The organism is Pareuzebyella sediminis (assembly GCF_008367235.1).
Lineage (GTDB): Bacteria > Bacteroidota > Bacteroidia > Flavobacteriales > Flavobacteriaceae > Pareuzebyella > Pareuzebyella sediminis.
The window spans coordinates 439,129-462,039 of record NZ_VTZS01000002.1 but is presented as its reverse complement, the minus strand read 5'-3'; the positions used below and the strand labels follow the sequence as shown (position 1 = coordinate 462,039).

Below are 22,911 nucleotides of genomic sequence, written 5' to 3'. Positions count from 1 at the left end.
TTTAAAATGAAAAACGCTTCCCGAAGTATGGCTCTTACCGGCCAACCGCCAAAGGCCCTAAATACACCTCAAAAGCTTGCCACCCTTTTGGGCATGTCTGGCTTGGGTGTATTGGTTTTGAGCCTTTTTAATATTGAATTTCCGAACAAGGCCTTTTGGCTCACTCTGGCACTACTGGCCATCGTCGCAGGTGTGGTATGGTTCACTATTGCGCAATATGGAAATACTTCCAAAGGAATAAAAAATGATGGGGTCTGGTTCAAATCGATATCCAGCCGTGGACTGTGGGGCTGGGTCGCCGGCATTGTCCTGACCGGTTTTTATATCGTGCTTTATTTTTATCCCGAATATCTCGGGCTCGTCAAGGAAGGGGAGAACACAGGTATTATAGCACTTTTCGACCCTTTGAGTAAATTTCTCAGCGGCAATCCCGCCAGTCAATGGTTCGTTTATGGCACCCTATACACCATCGCCATACTAGCCTTTGGCATCAAGTTCATTTGGAAATATCGGCATAACAACTACGAAATAATCAGAACGGTAAGCGTGATGTTCTTTCAGACGGCTTTCGCCTTTATAATTCCTGAAATTATGGCAAGGCTTAATGGAGATCTACCGTATTATGATTTGAAGAACATTTGGCCCTTGAATTATTATAATTTCGAACGTTATCGAGTGAACGGCTTCATTGATGCTGGTGATATTGGGCTCGCCCTATTGATTTTTGGGGTACTTTCGATTTTTGTGATTACCCCGATTCTCACCTATAAATTTGGAAAAAGGTGGTACTGTTCTTGGGTTTGTGGCTGCGGCGGTCTCGCAGAGACCGCGGGAGATTCCTTCCGACAGCTTAGCGATAAATCGATGATAGCTTGGAAAATAGAACGATGGGTAGTACATAGTGTGGTAGTATTCGTTACCGTAATGACCATCGCAGTGGTACATTCATACCTGGGAAACGATACAAGTAAATATTGGTTGACCAAAACCACCTTTTTAATAGGCTCAGCGGTGATTTTGACCGCAGTATTTGCTTGGGCGATGATCTATAAACGTGACCAATTACAGAAAGACGCAAAATATGGGGCCATAGGCTATTTTGTCATACTAATGGCCATGATCGGTTTTCATTTCTTCAGTGGTGATCAAAATATATTCATTTTCAAGACCGCGACCTTAAGGCAATGGTATGGCGTACTTATAGGAAGTATTTTCTCAGGCGTAATCGGCACTGGTTTTTATCCTATTTTCGGCAACCGGGTATGGTGTCGTTTTGGGTGCCCGATGGCCGCTATACTGGGTTTTCAGCAAAGGCTCTTTTCTAAATTCAGGATTACCACCAATGGTGGACAGTGCATTTCATGCGGTAATTGCTCTACTTACTGTGAAATGGGCATTGATGTTCGCGCGTACGCGCAGAAAGGTGAAAATATCGTTCGCTCAAGCTGCGTGGGCTGTGGTATATGCTCCGCGGTTTGCCCAAGGGGAGTGCTCAAATTAGAAAACGGCCCCACACAAGGGCGCATTGAAAGCAGGCAGGTTTTACTGGGCAACGACGTTGATTTGATGGAGTTGGTACATAATCACAACAAAAAATAGCATTCCAATGGAACTACGTACTCAGCTGTTCTAAAAAAGCAAAGACGTATGTATCACCCACATACCTTCGACACATGTACTTTTCTATCTAAAAAGCTTACCAAAGGCCAAATTAAGCACCACAAATAATGAGAAGGTATGGTTTTCTTTAAGTAGTTTTGGCCGCGAAAAGTTAGCTCTCGATTTGAAGTAATGACAGACATCAAGGTAATCATTCCCGCATACAATGAAGCCGAATCAATAGCTGAAGTCATCAAAGACATTCCCGATTCGGTCTCTGAAATTATCGTGGTCAACAATAATTCATCAGACCGCACGGAGGAAAATGCAAGAGCGGCCGGGGCAACGGTACTTATCGAAAATCGAAAAGGTTATGGCTATGCCTGTCTAAAAGGAATGGAATATATCGCAAAGCAATCCAAACCACCTCAGATCATCGTATTTATCGATGGGGACTACTCCGATTTTCCCCAAGAACTTAACAAAGTTGTGGCCCCTATTTTAGAGGATGATAAAGATCTTGTAATCGGGGCTAGGGTAGAGCAACTAAGGGAGAAGGGCAGTATGACACCGCAGCAGGTTTTCGGCAATTGGTTGGCCACCGCTTTAATGCGTGTACTTTTTGGGGCAACATTTACGGACCTAGGACCGTTTAGAGCTATAAAGTATGACAAGTTATTAACTCTGGAGATGGAGGATAAGACGTATGGGTGGACTGTTGAAATGCAATTAAAAGCCCTAAAAAATAAATTGGCATATACCGAAGTACCAGTGCGTTATAAAAAAAGAATTGGCCTTTCAAAAGTGTCGGGGACCGTAAAAGGTAGTATATTTGCAGGCATAAAAATATTAGGTTGGATTTTTAAATACAGCTTTAAATAATATGGGAGTACTCATTGCTTATATTATCCTAATCATATACAGTATTGCTCTGTTGTTGATATTCTTTTACAGCTTGGCCCAACTCAACCTTTTGGTGAATTACTTGGGTTATAAAAAACGGAACCAAGAGGCGCCGAAATTCAACCTTCTAGACCCAAAGGAGATTCCATTTGTGACTATTCAACTACCAGTCTACAACGAGGAATATGTGATGGAACGTCTTTTGGCGAATATTGCCAAAATCGAGTATCCTAAGAGTAAGCTCGAAATACAAGTACTTGACGATTCCACCGACGATTCCGTTTTGGCCACTGCCGAGCGCATAAAAGCACTGAAAGCTACAGGACTGGATATTGAACACATTCGACGAAAAAATCGGCAAGGGTTTAAGGCTGGAGCCTTGAAGGAAGGGCTTAAAATTGCCAAAGGAGAATTGATCGCCATCTTTGACGCGGACTTTATGCCCTCCGGCGATTGGTTAAAAAAGACCGTTATTTATTTCAAAGATCCAGAAATTGGCGTGGTACAAACCCGTTGGGGTCATATCAACCGCGAATATTCGACCTTGACCAGAATTCAGGCCTTTGCCCTCGATGCCCATTTTACCTTAGAACAAGTGGGTCGCAATGCAAAAGGTCATTTCATCAATTTTAACGGAACGGCAGGTATATGGAGAAAAAAATGTATTCTCGACGCCGGTAACTGGGAAGGAGATACCCTTACCGAAGATCTTGATTTGAGCTACCGCGCCCAATTAAAGAATTGGAAGTTTAAATATTTGGAAGATGTAGAGACGCCGGCAGAATTACCGGTGGTTATCAGTGCGGCCAGATCACAACAATTTCGCTGGAACAAAGGTGGAGCCGAGAACTTCAGAAAGAGCGTGTGGAACGTTATTATCGCTAAGAATATATCTTTTAAGACCAAATTTCATGGCGTCATGCACCTGCTGAACAGCTCCATGTTCCTATGTGTTTTCCTAGTTTCGCTTCTGAGTATACCTGCAATGTACATAAAAGCGATATACCCACAGTTCGATATCGTTTTTGAAGTACTGAAAATATTCGTGTTGAGCACTATTATACTTTTCGTTTGCTATTGGTTCACCTATAAGAGCATACAAGGAAGTAGTTTTGATAATTTCGTAGACTATATTAAACTGTTTTTTACTTTCTTCTCGGTCGCATTGGGTTTCTCCTTACATAACTCCATTGCAGTTCTAGAAGGGCATATGGGAAAACGCAGCGAATTTGTACGTACGCCCAAGTTTAATCTGAATAATATTACCGATTCATGGAAGGGCAATAAGTATCTCACTAAAAAACTTTCTCCGAACATGATTCTAGAAGCGGTACTAATGCTTTATTTTCTTTTCGGCATGTATAGCGCAATTCCTTTGGACGATTTCGGTTTGTTTCCCTTTCACTTGATGCTTTTCATAGGATTTGGTTTTGTATTTACCAAGTCATTGACGGCCAGAGCTTAAAAGTATCTTAATCGTATTCTGTTGAATCTTTTAACAGGGCATTTGATTAAATTTTACTACTTTTTCGGTTCTAAGCCTCTGAAAAAACCAATGTCCAACCAACTCAGTACGTACTGGAAGCTGCACAAAGTACCCATTATATTGACCATACTTTGTCTAATCTTGTACTATACCTTTTCCCATCACTTAGAGCGGAAGGACTTTATCAAGCTCTTGACCCTTTTCGCAGGATTGTTTTTTCTGTGCTTTAAACTGATTCAGTTTGAAAAATGGAACCTAAAATTTTTAGTTGTTGTTGGGCTACTTTTTCGGATAATCTTCTTATTGACCGAACCCAATCTTTCACAAGACTTCTATCGTTTTATTTGGGACGGGCAGTTGGTGAGCCATTTTGTCAACCCTTATTTGGCTACGCCAAATGAACTAATAGCTCAAGAAGACCTTTTTATACCTAACGCCCAAGAGCTCTACCAAGGCATGGGAAGTCTCAGTGCGAAACACTTCAGTAATTACCCGCCCCTACATCAATTTCTTTTTGCCTTTGCCGCTCTATTGGGAGGCAAGAGTATTCTAGCACAAGTAGTCGTTATGCGAAGTATCATCATTCTTTGCGATTTAGGTATCGTCTATTTCGGACGCAAGTTGCTGAAAAACCTGAACCGTTCGCCGCATCTTATTTTTTGGTACTTCCTGAACCCTTTGGTAATAATAGAGCTTACTGGAAACCTTCATTTTGAAGGGGTCATGCTCTTCTTTTTTGTGTGGTCGCTTTATTTACTTTCTATTAAGAAATGGGCTCTTGCTGCACTGCCCTACGCCCTTTCCATAGCAGTAAAGTTAGTACCACTCTTATTTCTGCCCCTCTTTTTCAAATATTTTGGTCTTAAAAAAAGTCTGATTTTTTATTTAATTGTAGGGATAAGCTGCCTCTTGCTCTTTTTACCATTCTATTCTCCGGAATTTTTGACAAACTATACTAAAACGGTCGGACTCTGGTTTTCTAATTTTGAATTTAATGCGGGGCTTTACAATGGCATAAAACATATTGCAATACAATTCGATGTCAAACCCTGGAAGCTAATCAAAACCCATGGTACGATTACCCAGATTGTTATTGTTCTCATTATTCTGATAACTACTATTTTTCGCGAAAACCAGAAACTTTCTGTATTAATTTCTTCGATGCTCCTTATTCTGACCACATATTATATGCTATCGGCAACCGTTCACCCTTGGTACATTATTTTCTTGGTTATCCTTACCATATTTACGGAGTATCGATTTGCTATTGTATGGTCGGCTGCAGTGGTATTAAGCTACTACGCGTATTCTAAAGTGGATTTCAAGGAAAACCTAATGCTCTTGGCCTTTGAATATATCTGCGTATATGGGTTTATCGCGTATGAAATTTTTAATCAAATGAAGCAAAAACCAATTTTTCGAAAAAATTAGACCTGTTGTGTTGTAATTTCGATGTAATCTTGTACATTTGATTTTCCATGAAAGGACAAAAGCACATATTAGTAACATTGGGCGTAATCGCCCCGGCTCGTCCGTTTTCTTCTCGCCGCCCGTAAGGGTGATGCATATTTCATGGAAATAGGTGAGTCCATTTCCCTTCTTAAAGAACAACCCTTAATTTTTTACCATTTAAATTCAATCAACATTGGCAATGAAAATATTAATTGCTAACGAATCACATTTTAAATATGCCCCAATAATTGCCGAAACCATATCGGAATCAGCAAAAATTCGGGGAACGGGAATCGCTAAGCGTACTCCGGAGTATATTCAAAAAAGATTGCAGAACGGTAACGCTGTAATTGCCTTAGACGGAGATAAGTTTGCAGGGTTCTGCTATATCGAGGTATGGGGCAACAAAGATTTTGTGGCCAATTCAGGACTTATTGTACATCCTGACTATCGGAACCAAGGGCTTGCCAAACAAATCAAAAAAAGAATTTTCGAGCTTTCACGGGAAAAATTTCCCGATGCCAAGATATTCGGTATTACCACAGGATTGGCCGTAATGAAAATGAACTATGAGCTCGGTTACAAACCAGTGACGTTTTCAGAACTCACCAACGATCCTGAATTTTGGAAAGGCTGCCAAACCTGCAAGAACTTTGATATTCTCACGCGTACCGAACAAAAAATGTGTTTGTGCACGGGTATGCTGTACGACCCGGAAGCGAAAGAGAAAAATGCAAAGAAAGCAAAACATGAAGTCAACAGTACCGCCTTTAAACGTCTGAAAAGCATTAAAGAGAGTCTATTTCTCAAAAAAAAGGATAAATAAGAACCCAATCGTTCGGGCATTCAATTGCCCAGCGACATCCATATAACCTGAGTAAACTTAATACAATGAAAAAATTAGTACTAGCTTATAGTGGTGGTCTAGACACCTCGTATTGCGCCAAATATTTATCAAAGGAAAAAGGTTTTGAGGTCCATGCCGTAAGTGTGAATACAGGCGGTTTTTCAAAGGAAGAAATTGCCACCATAAAGGAAAAAGCCTTGCAATTGGGGGCTAGCTCGTATACCTCGATCGATGCCGTGCAGACCTTCTACGACAAGGTAGTAAAATACCTAATTTTTGGGAATGTGCTGAAAAATAACACCTATCCGCTCTCGGTAAGTGCGGAACGAATAGTACAGGCCTTGGAAATCATCGAATATGCCAAAAAAATCGGAGCGGAGAGTATTGCTCATGGTAGCACTGGAGCTGGTAACGATCAGGTAAGGTTCGATATGATATTTCAGATCATTGCACCAGAAATCGAAATTATCACCCCCATTAGGGACAACAAACTGTCGCGAGAAGCCGAAATCGAGTATCTAAAACAAAACGGAGTAGATTATTCTTGGGAAAAGGCCAAATATTCTATCAATCGCGGTCTATGGGGAACTTCTGTAGGAGGGGAAGAAACCTTGACATCCGAAAAGGCTTTACCCGATTCGGCATATCCCAGTCAACTACAAAAAAAAGAGCCCTCAAAAGTGAGTTTGACCTTTGAGCAAGGAGAAATCGTTGCCATAAACGGCGCAAAAGATTCGCCTGTTAATAATATAATCAAGCTGGATGCACTAGCTTCAAAATACGCCATTGGCCGAGACATTCATGTGGGTGACACCATTATTGGCATCAAAGGTCGAGTAGGTTTCGAGGCCCCGGCATCTTTAATAATTATAAAGGCACATCACCTCCTCGAAAAACATACCCTTAGCAAGTGGCAACAGTTTCAAAAAGAACAGCTGGGCAATTTTTATGGCATGCTTTTACATGAAGGCAATTATCTCGATGAAGTTATGCGCAATATCGAAGCTTTTTTAACAGATACCCAGAAAAACGTTTCGGGCGAGGTTTTCGTCAGTTTGAACCCATTTCAATTTACCTTGGACGGAATTTCTTCAGAACATGATCTAATGAACGCTTCTTTTGGAAGCTACGGCGAAATGAACAAGGGTTGGACTGCTGATGATGCCAAAGGTTTTATCAAAATACTATCCAACCCAGGTAAAATTTATAACCACGTAAACAAAAAACATGGTTAAGGCGGGCATCATAGGGGGTTCGGGTTATACAGGAGGCGAGCTTATTCGAATCTTACTACAGCATCCGCAGACCGCCATCGACTTTGTGTACAGCACGACAAAGGCTGGCAAAAAAGTGAGTACTGCCCATGCCGATCTGATGGGTGTTACAGATATCGCCTTTACAGGAAAGTCAAATCCTGAGGTTGACGTCGTTTTTCTTTGTCTAGGTCATGGTAATTCCTCCAAATTTTTACAGGAAAATCGGTTTTCGAAGAACACGAAAATCATCGACCTAAGCAACGACTTTCGATTAAAAAAAGATTCAGTTTTTGAACATAAGGAGTTCGTCTACGGATTGCCTGAACTGAACAAAACGAAAATTACCAAAGCAAATTATGTGGCGAATCCGGGCTGTTTCGCAACGGCCATTCAATTGGCCCTACTTCCCTTGGCCGCTGCCAAACTTCTAGCAAACGATGTTCATGTGAACGCCGTTACCGGAAGTACGGGTGCCGGGGTCAGCTTATCGGCGACCTCTCATTTTAGCTGGCGAAACAATAACGTGAGTTGGTACAAGCCGTTTACGCACCAACATTTGGGTGAAATCAATGAAAGTCTAAAATCGTTACAAACCGATTCGGGAACCTTACATTTTCTTCCAAATCGCGGTAATTTTACACGGGGTATCTTTGCCACTGCCTATACGGCTTTCGAAGGCGGCCTGAACGAGGCTGTTGATTTGTATCAAAGTTTTTATGCCAATGCGCCTTTCACCCAGATATCCCAAGAACCTATTCACCTTAAACAAGTAGTTAATACCAATCAATGCCATATTCATTTGTACAAACATGAAGAGACCCTATTGGTAACTTCAGCTATTGACAATTTGTTGAAAGGAGCATCCGGACAAGCCGTACAAAACATGAATTTGATGTTTGGAATGAATGAAAGCCTAGGCCTCTTGCTAAAGGCAGGAGTTTTTTAAAATTTGAAATAAGGCGTCGACCTTACTTGTTATGATTTCCAAACCCAGGAAAAAGACATAAATAGAAGAGAATGAAAATAGCGATTATCGGTGCAGGAAATTTAGGAGTCTCCATTGCCAAAGGTATTTTGAACTCCAATGGAGCCACCTCCATGTATTTGACCAAGCGTAACACCTCGGACATTGAGCAATTTGAAAAATACGGCAATGTTACCATAACCTCCGATAACCGCGAAGCGGTAAAAAATTCGGATATACTGATTTTTGCGGTACAACCGAGCCAGCTTCACGACATTTTGAGGGATATTAAAGATTTGCTCACGGACAATCACGTGATCATTTCGACAATTACCGGTTTTAGTATTGCCAAAATGGAGGCTTTGATAGGGCCTGAACGGAATATTATTCGAAGCATGCCGAATACTGCCATTTCAGTGGGGCAATCGATGACCTGTATTTGTAGTAATGATAAAGGCAAAAAAAAGATTGCCTTGGCCAAGGCAATTTTCAACCGTATGGGCCATTCTATGGAGATACCTGAACAACAAATGCAGGCGGCCACGGTCATTTGTGCCAGTGGAGTTGCCTTTTGGATGCGTTTGATACGTGCCACCACGCAAGGGGCCATCCAGCTTGGATTTGATGCTAAGGAAGCACAGGAATTGGCCATGCACACATGCAATGGCGCCGCAAATTTGCTTATTGAATCAGGAAGTCATCCAGAAGCTGAAATCGATAAGGTAACGACCCCAAAAGGTTGTACCATTCAAGGCCTTAACGAAATGGAGCACCAAGGCTTAAGTTCTTCACTGATTCAAGGTATCGTAGCCTCTTATGAGAAGATAAGTCAAATTAAGGAGGGCCAATTATAGCCATACGTACTAAATGTTAATCGGTTCATTCTGTAAAAAGCAAGCAAAGGCCCATTTATAAAATGGAACAACCGCTAAAACCAAAGGAATGTATTCCTTACCACGAAATTAAAAGAATATCGAATGGAATTATTTGATGTATATCCACTGTACAATGTAACCCCAGTTTCCGCAAAAGGGATTGTGGTAACTGATGACCAAGGACAAAATTACCTAGATTTTTATGGAGGTCACGCTGTGATTTCCATTGGACACTCACATCCGTATTATGTCAAACGATTAAAAGATCAATTGGATCGTATCGGATTCTATAGCAATTCGGTCAAAAATCCTTTACAAGAAGAACTGGCGTCCAAACTCGGAAAGATATCGGATTGCGATAACTACAATCTATTTATGTGCAATTCCGGTGCGGAAGCCAATGAAAATGCCCTTAAAATGGCTTCTTTCCATACAGGAAAGGCGAGAGTCATCGCTTTTAAGAATAGTTTTCACGGGCGGACCTCCGCTGCCGTTGCTGCCACAGATAACCCTAAAATTAATGCTCCTATCAATCAGCAACAGAAGGTGACCTTCGTACCCTTCAACGACGTAGAAGCTTTTCAGGAAGAAATCGAGAAGAACGACGTATGCTGCGTAATTCTAGAAGCCATCCAAGGTGTTGGCGGTCTAGACGAGCCTTCTACAACATTTTATCAAAAAATAGCCTCTCTTTGTAAAGAGTACGGGGTAGTGCTCATTGCAGACGAAGTACAGTCCGGCTTCGGTAGAACGGGCAAGTTTTTCGGTTTTCAGCATCACCGGATACAACCCGACATTATTACGATGGCCAAGGGTATGGGCAATGGGTTTCCCGTGGGAGGAGTGCTAATACATAGCGATATCAAAGCTTCTTATGGCCTTTTAGGCACCACATTTGGTGGCAATCATTTAGCCTGTGTAGCTACTCTTGCGGTTTTGGAAGTATTGGAAGAAGAACGACTACTGGCCAATGCGGCGCGCTTAGAAGGCTATGTTAGGGGCCTTGCCGCAGAAATTTCCCAAGTTAAAAAAGTGAAAGGTCGAGGTCTTATGCTCGGCCTAGTATTTGATTTTGAAGTAGCGGATTTACGGAAGCGCCTGATCTACAATCAACATTTATTTACCGGCGGGGCTAAAGACCCCTTTGTATTGCGAGTGCTCCCCGCCTTGAATATCACGGAAAATGATCTGGATACTTTTTTCTCAGCCTTAAAAAAAGAGCTCCAATGAAGGCATTTTTAGACATACAAAAACGAAATGCCGTTCTTAAGACTATGGCCCGTCTACTACAAAAGGAACGTAAGGCCATTTCGGATGCGAATGCAATTGATATCGAAACCTACGTAGGAGAAGACATCGCCATGAGAGACCGTCTGAAAGTTGACGACGATAAAATAGCCGGCATGGTACGATCCCTTCAAGAACTGGCCAGCCAAGAAGATCCTTTAGGGAAAGAACGGTTTAAATTCACCCACGAAAACGGTATGCGGGTAAGCAATAAAACCGCACCTTTCGGCACTGTAATGATTATTTATGAGTCAAGGCCCGATGTCACCATCGAGGCCGCAGGCATCGCTTTTAAATCAGGTAACAAAATATTGCTGAAGGGAGGTAAGGAATCGCTCAACTCCAACCTAGTGTTACTGAAATTATGGCATGATGCTTTAGGCGAACACGGAGCATCTTTTGACTGGGTCACCTACTTACAATTCAATCGCAAAGAGACCCAGGCCTTTTTGGAGCATCCTACAGAAAAAATAGACTTGATCGTACCAAGGGGCGGGGAGCGACTGATTGCTTTTGTAAAAGAGCATGCGACCTGCCCCGTTATTGTGAGTGGTCGCGGTAATAATTTTGTATACGTTGACCATGAGGCCGATCTGCAAATAGCCATGGATATCATCAAGAATGCCAAGACTACGAAAATTTCGGCTTGTAACGCCTTGGATAAAGTTATTATAGCGTCGGACTTACCTGAAAAGCAACAGTTTATCCGGCAATTGACCCAAGAATTGAAGAAGTACGGAGTCAAAATTTTCGTCGATGATCATATAAAGGGGCTCGAAGGGACAACACCTATTGCAAACGAAGAAATTTGGTACGAGGAATTTTTAGATTATAAAATTGTACTCGGCCTAGTTGACGGTGTTGAAGCAGCGATTGCCAAAATCAATAAATACAGTGGAGGACATTCCGCATCGATTGTGACCAAAAATTCAAAAACCGCATCCTACTTTATGAATGGCGTAGATTGTGCGGCGGTTTATCATAATGTATCGACACGATTTACCGATGGGGGCCAATTCGGATTGGGCGGTGAACTAGCTATTAGTACGGATAAGCTGCACCAAAGAGGTCCCATCGGTTTGCAGCATTTAGTCACCAATAAATGGTATGTTGAAGGTACGGGGCAAATTCGGCCTTAATTGTAGGGCACTGGAAAGTGATGAAAGGAATATCTTATTGCTCTGACCTAGCAATAACTTGAAAGAGAATTATGAAAAAACGTGTGTTGTTAAAAATAGGTTCCAATACCCTGACCAAGGAAACGGATCAAATTTCCAGGGGGAAAATAGAGGACATTGCGCGACAGATTGCTAAACTCGGAAATGAATATGAGTTTATCATTGTGAGTTCCGGTGCGATCGCCGCGGCCAAGCAGTTTGTTAAACTTGAACATAATGGAGGTGAAATCAATGTTAAACAAGCCTTAGCAGCAATAGGTCAACCCCACTTAATGCGAATCATTCAGGAAAATTTTAGGGAATTAGGTCTCTTTACGGCCCAATGTCTTTTGTCTTATTCAGATTTTGAAAATCCAAAAGCCAAGTCCAACATCAAAAACACTATTGACATACTGGTCTCGAACAACGTAATTCCGATTATTAATGAAAATGATACGGTAGCTGCCGACGAGATACAGTTCGGAGATAATGACAAGCTCGCTGCATTGACCGCCTGCCTACTAAAGGTCGACCTTCTAATTATCGCTACCAATACCAACGGTATCTACACGAAGGCCTCCTTAGAAAGTGGACACCCCGAAACCATACCAGAAGTAATCGGCATACATAGTTTACAAAAAGAAATAAGCATTTCTAAATCATCGCATGGTACGGGAGGCATGCAATCAAAAATTGAAGCGGCCCTTATTGCACAAAAAGCGCAGATCGAAACTTGGATCGTCAATGGGCTTTCCGATAACTTTATTATTGATGCCTTAGAAAATAAAAGTCAGAAGACTAAGATTACATCACTTTTGGATCCCAAAAAAATGTAAAAACGACCCGCTAAACTTTTATAACCAAAAGAATTAACTTGAAATCCTTAAAATGAAACAATATCTTTCCATACAAGACATCGACTCTCTTTCCACTTGGGTGGAAGAAGCCAAGGAAATAAAGAAAAATCCACTACAGCACAAATCATTAGGAAAAAATAAAACTTTAGGACTGTTGTTTTTCAACAACAGCCTTCGCACCCGTTTAAGCACCCAAAAAGCCGCCATGAATTTAGGTATGGACATCATGGTCATGAACTTTGGCAGTGAGGGCTGGGCCATTGAATTCGGAGATGGCACTATCATGAACCAAGGCACATCGGAACATATCAAAGAAGCGGCCCAGGTCGTCTCGCAATATTGTGATATCGTCGCCATTCGTGCGTTCGCCGAATTAGAAGATAGAGAAAAAGATGAGGCCGAACTGGTCCTGCAGGGGTTTAGAAAGTACGCTACCGTACCGATCGTAAATATGGAAAGCTCAACCGGCCACCCGTTACAGGCCTTGGCCGACGCTATTACCCTTGCTGAAAACAATAAAAAAACGAAACCCAAAGTGGTGTTGTCTTGGGCTCCACACCCCAAAGCTTTGCCACATGCAGTGGCGAACTCTTTCGTTGAGATGATGCACCGACAAGAAGTCGATTTTGTGATCACCCATCCCAAAGGGTATGAACTGAATCCAAAAATTACCAGGGATTCTAAGATAGAATACGATCAAACAAAAGCATGCAAAGATGCCGATTTCGTGTATGTCAAAAATTGGAGTAACTATACGGATTACGGAAAAGTCACAACTCAAGATAGCCATTGGATGATGACCGAAGAAAAATTGGGAAATGCCAAGTTTATGCATTGCCTTCCCGTGCGAAGAAATGTGGTGGTCGAAGATGCCATACTTGATGGTGGGCAGTCACTGGTAATAGAACAGGCCAACAATAGAACGTATTCTGCACAGATTGTATTAAAAAAGATATTGGAAACCCTATAAGAGCATGGCTGGAAAACTAGAGAACAAAGTTTGCATTGTTACCGGGGCTACCAGTGGAATGGGAAAGGCCATTGCTGAAATTTTTTCGAAGGAGGGTGCAAAATTGGTCTTGTCCGGAAGGAATAGGGATCGAGGCAAAGCCTTGACTGACCAATTTGGTGAAGCCATATTCCTACCAGGTGATGTGAGCACGCCACAATATAATGAATTATTGGTCGAAGAGGCGATTCGATCCTTCGGCGGTATCGATATCCTGTCCTTGAACGCGGGTATTTTAGGGCTAGGTAATGTAATTTCACTACCTATTGAAAAATGGCACAAAACGTTGGACACAAATCTTAGTGCTATTTTCTATATCTCGAAATATGCAATTCCTTATCTTCAAAAGAGTGAAGGCAATATGCTCATCAATGCATCAATTGCAGCTTTTAAAAGTTTTCCGAACCATCCGGCCTACTGCGCATCAAAATCCGCTTCGTTGGCCCTTATGAAACAAATGGCTGTGGAGTACGGGCCAAAAATAAGGGTGAACGCCATCTGCCCGGGGCCTGTCGACACTCCCTTATTACAGCGTTCGGCAAAAGCCTTTAAAAATCCAGAATCCGCGCTTCAAGATGCCAGCGACGCTACGCTTATGAAACGCTTGGGAACTCCATTGGATATTGCTAAACTAGCGCTATTCCTGGTCTCGGAAGAAGCTAGTTGGATGACGGGTACCGCGGTGACCATTGATGGTGGAATTATAAATGCATAAACGAATGAAGCGATCCTTATCCATAGTAAAAATTGGAGGTAATGTAATCGAGAACGAAACAGAGCTCGAAAGGTTCTTACACTATTTCTCAAAAGTAGAAGACCCAAAAATCTTGGTCCATGGCGGAGGAAAACTTGCGACCCAGGTACTGCAACGGCTCGGAATCGAACCGAAAATGGTCGGAGGAAGGCGCATCACAGATGCCGAAAGCCTCGATGTAATTACCATGGTTTATGGCGGCCTAACGAATAAGAACATAGTGGCTCGGCTTCAAGCCAATGGCTGCAACGCCATAGGTTTGAGTGGAGCCGATGGAGATACCATACAAGCCCATAAAAGACCGGTCAATGAGATCGATTACGGTTTTGCAGGTGATGTTGACGGCATCAATGAAGGTTTGCTCTCCCATTTATTGACTCTTGGGTTGGTTCCTGTTTTTTGTGCGCTCACCCATGATGGTAAAGGGCAGTTGTTAAATACCAATGCCGACACCATTGCTTCTGAAGTAGCGATTGGCCTGAGTGAACTTTACGATACTACTCTCTATTTCTGTTTTGAAAAAAAGGGAGTTTTGATGGATGTTACCGATGAAGATTCGGTCATCGAATACATTGATAGTAAAATTTATACTGATCTTTTGAACCAAGGTATCATTGCCGATGGTATGCTTCCAAAACTAACAAACTGCTTTCATGCCCTACGTCACCGCGTGACCAAAGTTTGCATAGGACATATTTCCATGCTCGAAGAAAATGCATCCCCCTACACTACTATAACCTTATAAGAATGGATCAAGAACAGCTTACCGAAAAATCCTTGGAATTGTTAAAAACCCTTATTTCAATTCCCTCATTTTCGTCTGAAGAAGATAAAACCGCCGACGCCATCGAAGATTGGTTCAAAGCTTTTAACATTCCTTTTCAAAGACATATCAACAATGTATATGCGGTAAACAAATACTTTGATGAAAGCAAGCCCACCCTCCTACTCAATTCCCATCATGATACCGTAAAGCCGAATTCGGCCTACACTAAAGATCCGTTTCATCCCCATATCGAAGATGGTAAATTATATGGTCTGGGCAGTAATGATGCAGGGGGCGCCCTGGTTTCGTTGATCGCGGCCTTTACCTATTTCTATGCCCGGAAAAATCCCAGCCATAATATTCTCATGGTTGCCTCCATGGAAGAGGAAAGTGCGGGTGCAAATAGCCTAAGGGGGTTGCTTCCGAAGCTTCCTAAAATAGATGTGGCCATTGTAGGGGAACCTACTCTGCTCGATTTGGCAATTGCCGAAAAAGGACTTATTGTTTTTGATGCTGTTGTAAAGGGTACACCTTCCCATGCTGCACATCCCAACCTTAACAATGCCATTTATAACAGCATTGAAGTGTTAGAGTGGTTCAAGAACTACAAATTCGACAAAGTTTCCGATGCGCTTGGCGAGGTTAAATTAACGGTAACCCAGATAAATGCCGGAAGCCAACATAATGTTGTACCTGCACAGGTAGATCTTGTTATCGATGTTCGTGTGACCGACAAGTATACCAATGCCGAAATTGCAGAAATATTAAAAAGGGAAGCCCCTTGTGAATTGAAAGAGCGCTCCTTACGCCTGAACTCTTCGTCGATTGCCAAAGACCACCCCCTAGTGAAATCGGGAGTGGCCCTAGGTAGAAAAACTTATGGCTCCCCGACACTTTCCGACCAAGCGGCCCTACAATGTCAATCCCTTAAATTGGGACCTGGCGATAGTACCCGGTCCCATTCGGCCGATGAGTTTATTTATGTACAGGAAATAGAGGATGGTATAGACTTGTATATTAAAATATTGGAAAAATTTTTATAAAATCTAACGGTACCGAAGTGGCCATACTTCTTTGTACCTAAAAAAGAAAATCGACACCTATGAAACTCTGGGACAAAGGCTTCAGTACAGACACGAAAATAGACCATTTTACAGTTGGCGACGACAGGGAATTGGATCTCATCCTTGCCAAGTACGATGTTATCGCCTCGAAGGCCCATGCCAAAATGCTTGGTAGAATTGGCCTTCTGAGCAAAGAAGAAACACTCGCCTTGACGAAAGAACTGGACCATATTGCATCGACCATCGCGAACGGGAAATTTACGATCGAAGATTCCTTCGAAGATATGCACTCGAAAATCGAATACTTACTCACCGAAAAATTAGGGGATACCGGAAAGAAAATACATACGGCCCGATCCAGGAACGACCAAGTTCTGGTCGCGATGCATTTATACCTCAAGGCCGAGCTTTCGGAAATAAAGCAACAAACCAAGACTTTATTCGACCTATTATTACAACAGGCCGAGAAATACAAAGACATTCTTTTACCTGGCTATACCCATTTGCAGATTGCAATGCCGTCCTCGTTCGGACTTTGGTTCTCGGCTTATGCGGAAAGCTTGGTCGATGACGTCTATTTTCTCAATGCGGCCTACAAAGTGGCAGACCAAAACCCTTTGGGTAGTGCCGCCGGTTATGGTAGTTCGTTCGATATAGACCGTACCTTTACGACCAAGGAAATGGGTTTTGAAACCTTGAAATATAATGTCGTTGCAGCCCAGATGGGAAGGGGCAAAGTAGAAAAAGCAGCAGCCTTCGGTCTGGCTAATATTGCAGCTTCCTTATCGAAGATGGCCATGGATATCTGCTTGTACATGAGCCAAAACTTTGATTTTGTTTCCTTTCCGGATGAACTTACCACGGGAAGTAGCATTATGCCCCATAAAAAGAACCCCGATGTCTTTGAACTGGTACGAGGTAAATGCAATAAACTTCAGGCCGTGCCCCAACAATTGACGTTGGTTATCAACAACCTACCGAGTGGCTATCATCGTGACCTGCAACTGGTAAAAGAAATTATTGTTCCCGCAATTCAAGATATGAAGGCTTGTTTAGAGATAATGACCTTTAGTTTGAAGGAAATCCGCGTTAATCCCAATGTTTTGGACGATCCGAAATACGATTATCTTTTCAGTGTCGATACACTCAACGAGCTGGTACAGAACGGGATGCCTTTTCGGGATGCCTATAAAAAAATGGGACAGGAAATTCAGCAGGGCACCTTTACCCCTAAACGTGATATTCAACATTCCCATGAAGGCAGTTTGGGCAATTTATGTCTCGATGAGATCCGAAAGAAAATGGATGGGGCGCTTTAAAAGCGTAGCTCAGATGCTTGATTGAGCTCTTACCCCTATTCTCATCCAAGCAATGTGCAGATAGAGTACCAGCCACGCGATAGCTTATTTTCATCTTCAAATGGGAAATCACCTATATTTTTCTTGCTAAAATGTAAAATATACTTTACTTTTAGTCAACTATAAATGACTTTTTATGAAAAAATCAATGTCCTCTATCTTCATTTATCCCCATCAATTCAAATTCGTGGGTATTCTTTTAATCATCCTCGCCCTTATCACATTCCTTTATAGAATAGTCACCTACGACATCGTCGACTTAACAGGAGCCAGCCTACCAGTGGCCTCAGGGCTGGCGCTCATTTTTTTTTCCAAGGACAAGGATTTTGATGAGCGGATTATTTATTTAAAATTTAAATCACTTGCCATAGGCGTCCCGGGGGCTGCTATAATCGTGATGCTTATTAACTATTATTACAATTTCAATGGATATTCCGTAGAGACCAACAGTTGGTATTCCATTTCCGCTTTTGAATATTTGACCATCGCCCTAGGTATGGCCCTAGGATGCTACTATTATTTCAAAGTAAAAGCTTAATCTGCCATTTCCATGAAAAACACCATCAAAGTGGAACGCGCCAAAAACGACCTAACGCAAGCAGAATTAGCAAAAAAAGTGGGCGTTTCAAGGCAGACCATTAATTCTATCGAGAAGAGCAGGTATATTCCCTCAACGGTACTCTCTCTTAAAATAGCCAGCATATTCGATATTGCGGTCGATACACTCTTTGCTTTGGAATCGGAGGATTGGGATTGATGAACCAAAAGCATACCCGGTAAAAATTCAGCCCTAAACTTGCGATTAAATTTCATCCGAACATTATAGGAATAATTAATTCACTGTAAAACAACACCTTACATAACTATCCAGAGTACTTTTCATCAAGCCTATGAAGTTATTGAGCCGGGCGGCTTACCACTCCAATTTCTTTGTATTGAACTTTCTTTTCAGGCCGCACTCTTCCATTTTAATGGCTAGAAGGTAAGCATCATCGCTTTTTATCGTACATTGTAGTAGAAATAGGCCTAGTGATTATAGCGATTGCCAAAAGATAAACTCTGATGATTTTAACAATTAACGGAAAAGAACATGAAGTTGATGTAGACCCTTCAACTCCATTGTTATGGGTCATACGTGAACAATGTGGCTTGACCGGAACAAAATTTGGGTGTGGTATAGGCCAGTGTGGTGCCTGTACCGTTATAATGGAGGGTAATGCCATTCGCTCTTGTCTTACGCCCCTCCATACATCTATCGACAAAGAGATTACGACTATCGAAGGCATTGCCTCAGGCACGAAAATGCATGCCCTGCAAAAGGCTTGGATCGAAGAGCAAGTGCCTCAGTGTGGGTATTGTCAATCGGGCCAGCTCATGTCGGCCCTCGCTCTTTTAACCGACAACCCTGCCCCTAATGATGATGATATTGACAACGCCATGAGTGGAAATATCTGTCGGTGCGGCACCTATTCCCGAATAAGAAAAGGAATCAAAAAAGCCGCAATCGAACTGGCTTCGACACCAACGCTAAAAACCGAAAACCATGGGTAAGTGGACGCGAAGAGCTTTTATAACCACGGGCGTGCTCACGGGTGGTGCTCTGGTACTGGGCGTTGCGATCCGTCCTGGAAACCGGGCAGGCAAAGTAGCGCCCATGATATCCGATAAAGGGGAAACCGTAATGAACATTTGGCTAAAAATAGCCCCCGATAATACCATTACGGTGATTGTGCCACATGCAGAAATGGGACAGGGCACACATACTACTCTGCCCATGATGCTTGCCGATGAAATGGATGCCGATTGGAAACTTGTTCACATGATGGAGGCCCCAGGAAATAAGGAATATGCCAACTATGCACTGGCCAAAGGATTTATTTTAGGAGAAAAAGATTTCCCTTCTTTTCTCATTGATACGGTCGACGGGGCATTTTTAACGGTCACAAAACAGATGGGTCTGCAAATGACTGGTGGAAGTTCATCTGTACGCTTTACTGGAATGCTCGCTATGCGTATAGCAGGTGCAGGGGCCAAGGCAGTTTTGCTTCAGGCCGCTGCCGATAAGTGGGGGGTGCCTCTTGAAGAGTTGGAGGCAAAGAATAGCTCGATCTTACACTCGGCTACCAACCGTTCCGAGCCATTCATCAATTTTGCACAGCAGGCCGTTACCTTGTCCCAACCCGCCAAACCAAAACTAAAAAGACCGGAAGAATTTACCATAATGGGTACTTCTCGGCAAAGATTCGACGTACCTCAAAAAGTAGACGGTTCCGCCAATTTTGGAATCGATGTCACTGTTCCCAATATGCGCTATGCCACTATAAAGGCCGCCCCGGTCTTTGGAACAAAACTAAAATCAATCGATGATGGTGTGGTAGCTAATATGCCCGGAGTACGGAAAATTGTAAAGCTTGAAGATGCGGTGGCCGTCATAGCGGATAGCTATTGGATTGCTAAAAATGCCCTTGATCAAGTGAAAATCGTTTTTGAGGAAAACGGTAACGAATCTATAGACCAAAACGACATATATGATCAGTACATAAGGGATATGAATACTTCATTGTCCGCCGGAAAAGATGAAAAGGATCTAGCCCTCGGGGATGTTGAATCTGCCTTCAAGAATCCTGGTCAAACGGTGGAAGCCGAATACCGGGTTCCTTATTTGGCACATGCCACCTTGGAACCCATGAACTGCACGGCTCACGTTACTTCAGATAGCTGTACATTATGGGTAGGTTGTCAGAATCCATTGGGATTTGCAATGAGTGTTGCCGAATTACTGGATTTGGAAATAGAACAAGTACAGGTAAATAATCAATATTTGGGTGGGGGTTTTGGACGTAGGTTCGTTGACGATGTGGCCCTACAAGCCGTACGAATTGCCAAGGAAGTTGACTACCCCGTGAAGCTTATATGGTCGCGGGAGGAAGATATACGACATGATTTTTACCGAGAGGCGAATATTAGTCGATTCAAAGCTTCTCTTGATAACAAAGGAAAAATAATAGCTTGGGACAACCAATTCTTGTTTAAGCATGATCCGGAGGAGGCCCCCCATATTCCCTATGACGTAGCCAATCAATCGATTCATTATTCGGTTAGTGAAACGCACGTTCCTTGGGGCTACTGGCGAAGTGTTGATTCTTCGATGCATGCCTTCTTTACGGAATCTTTTATCGATGAGCTTGCCCATCATGCAAATGTAGACCCTTTTGAGTTTCGCAAAAGCCAGCTTTCGAATGCGCCCCGCTTTTTAGATGTATTGGAAATGGTCGCCGAAAAAGCAAATTGGAACACACCCTTGCCTAAAAATTGGGGCCGTGGCATTTCTTTACATCAGTGCTTTGGTACTATTGTAGCACAAGTTGTCGAAATTGAGATGTTGGACGAAAAACTGAAAGTACACCGGGTGGTTTGTGTCGCCGATCCTGGATTTGCATTTCATCCTGATGGTTTTGAGGCCCAGATGGAAAGCGGAATCATTTATGGCCTGACCGCTGCCCTTTATGGCGAAATTACTATTAAACAGGGATCCGTTGAACAAAGTAACTTCCACGATTATCAAATGGTAAGGATGAACGAAAGCCCGAAAATCGAAACACATATTATTAATAGTGGTGCATATCCTGGCGGAGCAGGTGAACCGAGCACACCAGGAATTGCCCCTGCTTTAACGAACGCTATTTTTGACGCGACCGGACTTCGAATCAGGGAATTACCTATCAAAAACCACTCGCTTAGTCTTAAAAATGAAATTATTGGCTAATTAATTATGGGCCATGCACTACGAAAGAGGCACACCTTCTGTAATTTCTGCACCCATATTCAAGAAATGGGCATAACCGATTTTAACAAGAATCACACCTGCAACTATTTTCCCTCACCTTTATCCAATATCAATATGGCTCTTTACAAGCACCATTTTCATAAAAACTTGGCCGCATGACAAACATTAGATTTACGCTCTGGAACGTAGAATGGATGAACGAATTCTTCACCGGAGAACCTCCTGTATTCAAACCCGACAATCAAAAAGGCTATATGACCAAACGAAATATTGGGGCGCGCCGTCGCGATGTAACCGGGGTTATCAACGAAGTCGATTCCGATATATGGGTCATTGTAGAAGGGCCCAACCAAGTAGCGGAACTACAACTCTTCTTCGACCAACCCGAAGTGAACGGAGATTGGGATTGTGCCGTTCAACCTTCAGGGGCTCAAAGTGTCGGTATCGCAGTACGAAGGGATTCTAACAAATTTGAAAACAAAGTTTTTGACTGGTACAATGTCATGTCGGCCCCCGAGGCAAATGCGCTAAAACTGGCCACCGATCCTTTTACAATGGATACCGACGATGATGAACTATTGGAATACCACAAGTTCGAAAGGCGGCCCCTCTACGCCACCATAAATTTGGCCAACGGTAAAAAGTTCAGGGTCTTAGGGCTTCACCTCAAAAGTAAAGGCTTTCGTGATGCGTTGGAATGGTCAAAATGGTGGGCCAAAGCCGACGGTACTCGAAAAAAAATTGTAGCCCAATGCTTTCAGTTACGCACTCAGTTTCTCGATGACTATCTAAGCCATCCCGATACGCGGGATATTCCTATAATCGTATGTGGGGATATCAACGATGGTCCTGGGTTCGACACGAGTGAAATGCGTCTACAAGCCAGTGGGGTTGAACGTTTAATCGGGTCGGTGTGGAGACCTCATCTCACATTAGGAAATGCCGTTTTTGATTCATTAAATGACAAAGACAAAAGTGAGCTTGATTTTTCGAGTCTGTATACGGCTTCTTTTCCCGATCCTATTTTCAATTATACCTATCGTCGCTCTTGGATAGACCATATTCTTTACAGCCAGTGGAAAAGCCTCTGGGTCAAAGATGCCCGGATCATACACGACACCAAAAATGGAAAGCCCATCTACAGCGAGTTTCCACAGGCCTCTGATCACCGGCCCGTGAGCTGCTTAATCGATATGGACATGCTTTAGCACTAGCTAACTTAAGACAACCCAAACAGATATGTTATTCGATTTGTATTTGCTAAGTTAGGTGCTTACTACTATCTTTAATAACATATGGCTACATTACTGACAAGTAACACAAACTTTTCTAGTTTAAGGTCAATACTTTTTTAACGGTTTTAGATTACATAATGCAGTGCATTGACTTCGTAAGATTAAACGCTGGCAAAAGAATTTAGATACAAATTGTAGGTACAATGCACTTCCGTAAAGGTTCAAATATCTAGTCTTGATTTTAATTTGAAATAC

Annotated in this window: 21 protein-coding genes; all 21 read left to right on the top strand. The window is 42.5% G+C overall.

Going from position 1 to position 22,911, the window contains the following annotated elements:
- Positions 1-6 precede the first annotated feature (6 nt).
- Positions 7-1,599: a 4Fe-4S binding protein gene (locus F2B13_RS08590; RefSeq protein WP_232622921.1), complete on the top strand. Its 1,593-nt coding sequence runs from the start codon at positions 7-9 to the stop codon at positions 1,597-1,599.
- A gap of 192 nt (positions 1,600-1,791) precedes the next feature.
- Positions 1,792-2,481, top strand: coding sequence for a glycosyltransferase family 2 protein (locus F2B13_RS08585; RefSeq protein ID WP_149303997.1), 690 nt, complete (start codon positions 1,792-1,794; stop codon positions 2,479-2,481).
- Between the two features lies 1 nt (position 2,482).
- Positions 2,483-3,967, top strand: a complete 1,485-nt coding sequence (locus tag F2B13_RS08580; RefSeq protein ID WP_149274663.1) for a cellulose synthase family protein — start codon at positions 2,483-2,485, stop codon at positions 3,965-3,967.
- 90 nt (positions 3,968-4,057) lie between these two features.
- A complete protein-coding gene (mptB, locus tag F2B13_RS08575) occupies positions 4,058-5,419 on the top strand; it encodes a polyprenol phosphomannose-dependent alpha 1,6 mannosyltransferase MptB (protein ID WP_149274662.1) in 1,362 nt (453 codons plus the stop codon).
- A gap of 220 nt (positions 5,420-5,639) precedes the next feature.
- Positions 5,640-6,266 (top strand): GNAT family N-acetyltransferase, encoded by a 627-nt coding sequence (locus F2B13_RS08570; RefSeq protein WP_149274661.1) that lies wholly within the window; start codon positions 5,640-5,642, stop codon positions 6,264-6,266.
- A gap of 65 nt (positions 6,267-6,331) precedes the next feature.
- On the top strand, positions 6,332-7,522 hold the full coding sequence (gene argG / locus F2B13_RS08565) for an argininosuccinate synthase (RefSeq protein WP_149274660.1): 1,191 nt from the start codon (positions 6,332-6,334) through the stop codon (positions 7,520-7,522).
- On the top strand, positions 7,515-8,489 hold the full coding sequence (argC, locus tag F2B13_RS08560; RefSeq protein WP_149274659.1) for an N-acetyl-gamma-glutamyl-phosphate reductase: 975 nt from the start codon (positions 7,515-7,517) through the stop codon (positions 8,487-8,489). The genes argG and argC overlap by 8 nt, the downstream gene beginning before the upstream one ends.
- A gap of 71 nt (positions 8,490-8,560) precedes the next feature.
- Entirely contained in the window at positions 8,561-9,361 is an 801-nt protein-coding gene (gene proC, locus F2B13_RS08555) for a pyrroline-5-carboxylate reductase (RefSeq protein WP_149303996.1), read from the top strand.
- Positions 9,362-9,484: 123 nt separating this feature from the next.
- The gene (locus tag F2B13_RS08550) at positions 9,485-10,612 is read left to right on the top strand and encodes an aspartate aminotransferase family protein (RefSeq protein WP_149274657.1); all 1,128 of its coding nucleotides are present in this window, start codon (positions 9,485-9,487) and stop codon (positions 10,610-10,612) included.
- Positions 10,609-11,808, top strand: a complete 1,200-nt coding sequence (locus F2B13_RS08545) for a glutamate-5-semialdehyde dehydrogenase (protein WP_149303995.1) — start codon at positions 10,609-10,611, stop codon at positions 11,806-11,808. The genes F2B13_RS08550 and F2B13_RS08545 overlap by 4 nt, the downstream gene beginning before the upstream one ends.
- A gap of 68 nt (positions 11,809-11,876) precedes the next feature.
- The gene (gene proB, locus F2B13_RS08540) at positions 11,877-12,662 is read left to right on the top strand and encodes a glutamate 5-kinase (RefSeq protein ID WP_149274655.1); all 786 of its coding nucleotides are present in this window, start codon (positions 11,877-11,879) and stop codon (positions 12,660-12,662) included.
- Positions 12,663-12,714: 52 nt separating this feature from the next.
- A complete protein-coding gene (locus F2B13_RS08535) occupies positions 12,715-13,653 on the top strand; it encodes an N-acetylornithine carbamoyltransferase (RefSeq protein WP_149303994.1) in 939 nt (312 codons plus the stop codon).
- Positions 13,654-13,657: 4 nt separating this feature from the next.
- Positions 13,658-14,407, top strand: coding sequence for an SDR family NAD(P)-dependent oxidoreductase (locus tag F2B13_RS08530; protein WP_149274653.1), 750 nt, complete (start codon positions 13,658-13,660; stop codon positions 14,405-14,407).
- A gap of 4 nt (positions 14,408-14,411) precedes the next feature.
- The gene (argB, locus tag F2B13_RS08525) at positions 14,412-15,191 is read left to right on the top strand and encodes an acetylglutamate kinase (RefSeq protein WP_149274652.1); all 780 of its coding nucleotides are present in this window, start codon (positions 14,412-14,414) and stop codon (positions 15,189-15,191) included.
- Positions 15,192-15,193: 2 nt separating this feature from the next.
- Positions 15,194-16,255, top strand: coding sequence for a M20 family metallo-hydrolase (locus F2B13_RS08520; protein WP_149303993.1), 1,062 nt, complete (start codon positions 15,194-15,196; stop codon positions 16,253-16,255).
- 59 nt (positions 16,256-16,314) lie between these two features.
- Positions 16,315-17,595: an argininosuccinate lyase gene (argH, locus tag F2B13_RS08515; protein WP_149303992.1), complete on the top strand. Its 1,281-nt coding sequence runs from the start codon at positions 16,315-16,317 to the stop codon at positions 17,593-17,595.
- A gap of 175 nt (positions 17,596-17,770) precedes the next feature.
- A complete protein-coding gene (locus F2B13_RS08510) occupies positions 17,771-18,172 on the top strand; it encodes a hypothetical protein (RefSeq protein WP_149274649.1) in 402 nt (133 codons plus the stop codon).
- Between the two features lie 12 nt (positions 18,173-18,184).
- Complete coding sequence (locus tag F2B13_RS08505; protein WP_149274648.1) at positions 18,185-18,391, top strand: helix-turn-helix transcriptional regulator; 207 nt, start codon at positions 18,185-18,187, stop codon at positions 18,389-18,391.
- Between the two features lie 305 nt (positions 18,392-18,696).
- Entirely contained in the window at positions 18,697-19,185 is a 489-nt protein-coding gene (locus F2B13_RS08500) for a (2Fe-2S)-binding protein (RefSeq protein ID WP_317131622.1), read from the top strand.
- Positions 19,178-21,400 (top strand): xanthine dehydrogenase family protein molybdopterin-binding subunit, encoded by a 2,223-nt coding sequence (locus F2B13_RS08495; protein WP_149274646.1) that lies wholly within the window; start codon positions 19,178-19,180, stop codon positions 21,398-21,400. Before F2B13_RS08500 ends, F2B13_RS08495 begins: the two co-directional genes overlap by 8 nt.
- Positions 21,401-21,576: 176 nt before the next feature.
- Positions 21,577-22,629, top strand: coding sequence for an endonuclease/exonuclease/phosphatase family protein (locus F2B13_RS08490; protein WP_149274645.1), 1,053 nt, complete (start codon positions 21,577-21,579; stop codon positions 22,627-22,629).
- The last annotated feature ends 282 nt before the right edge of the window (positions 22,630-22,911 follow it).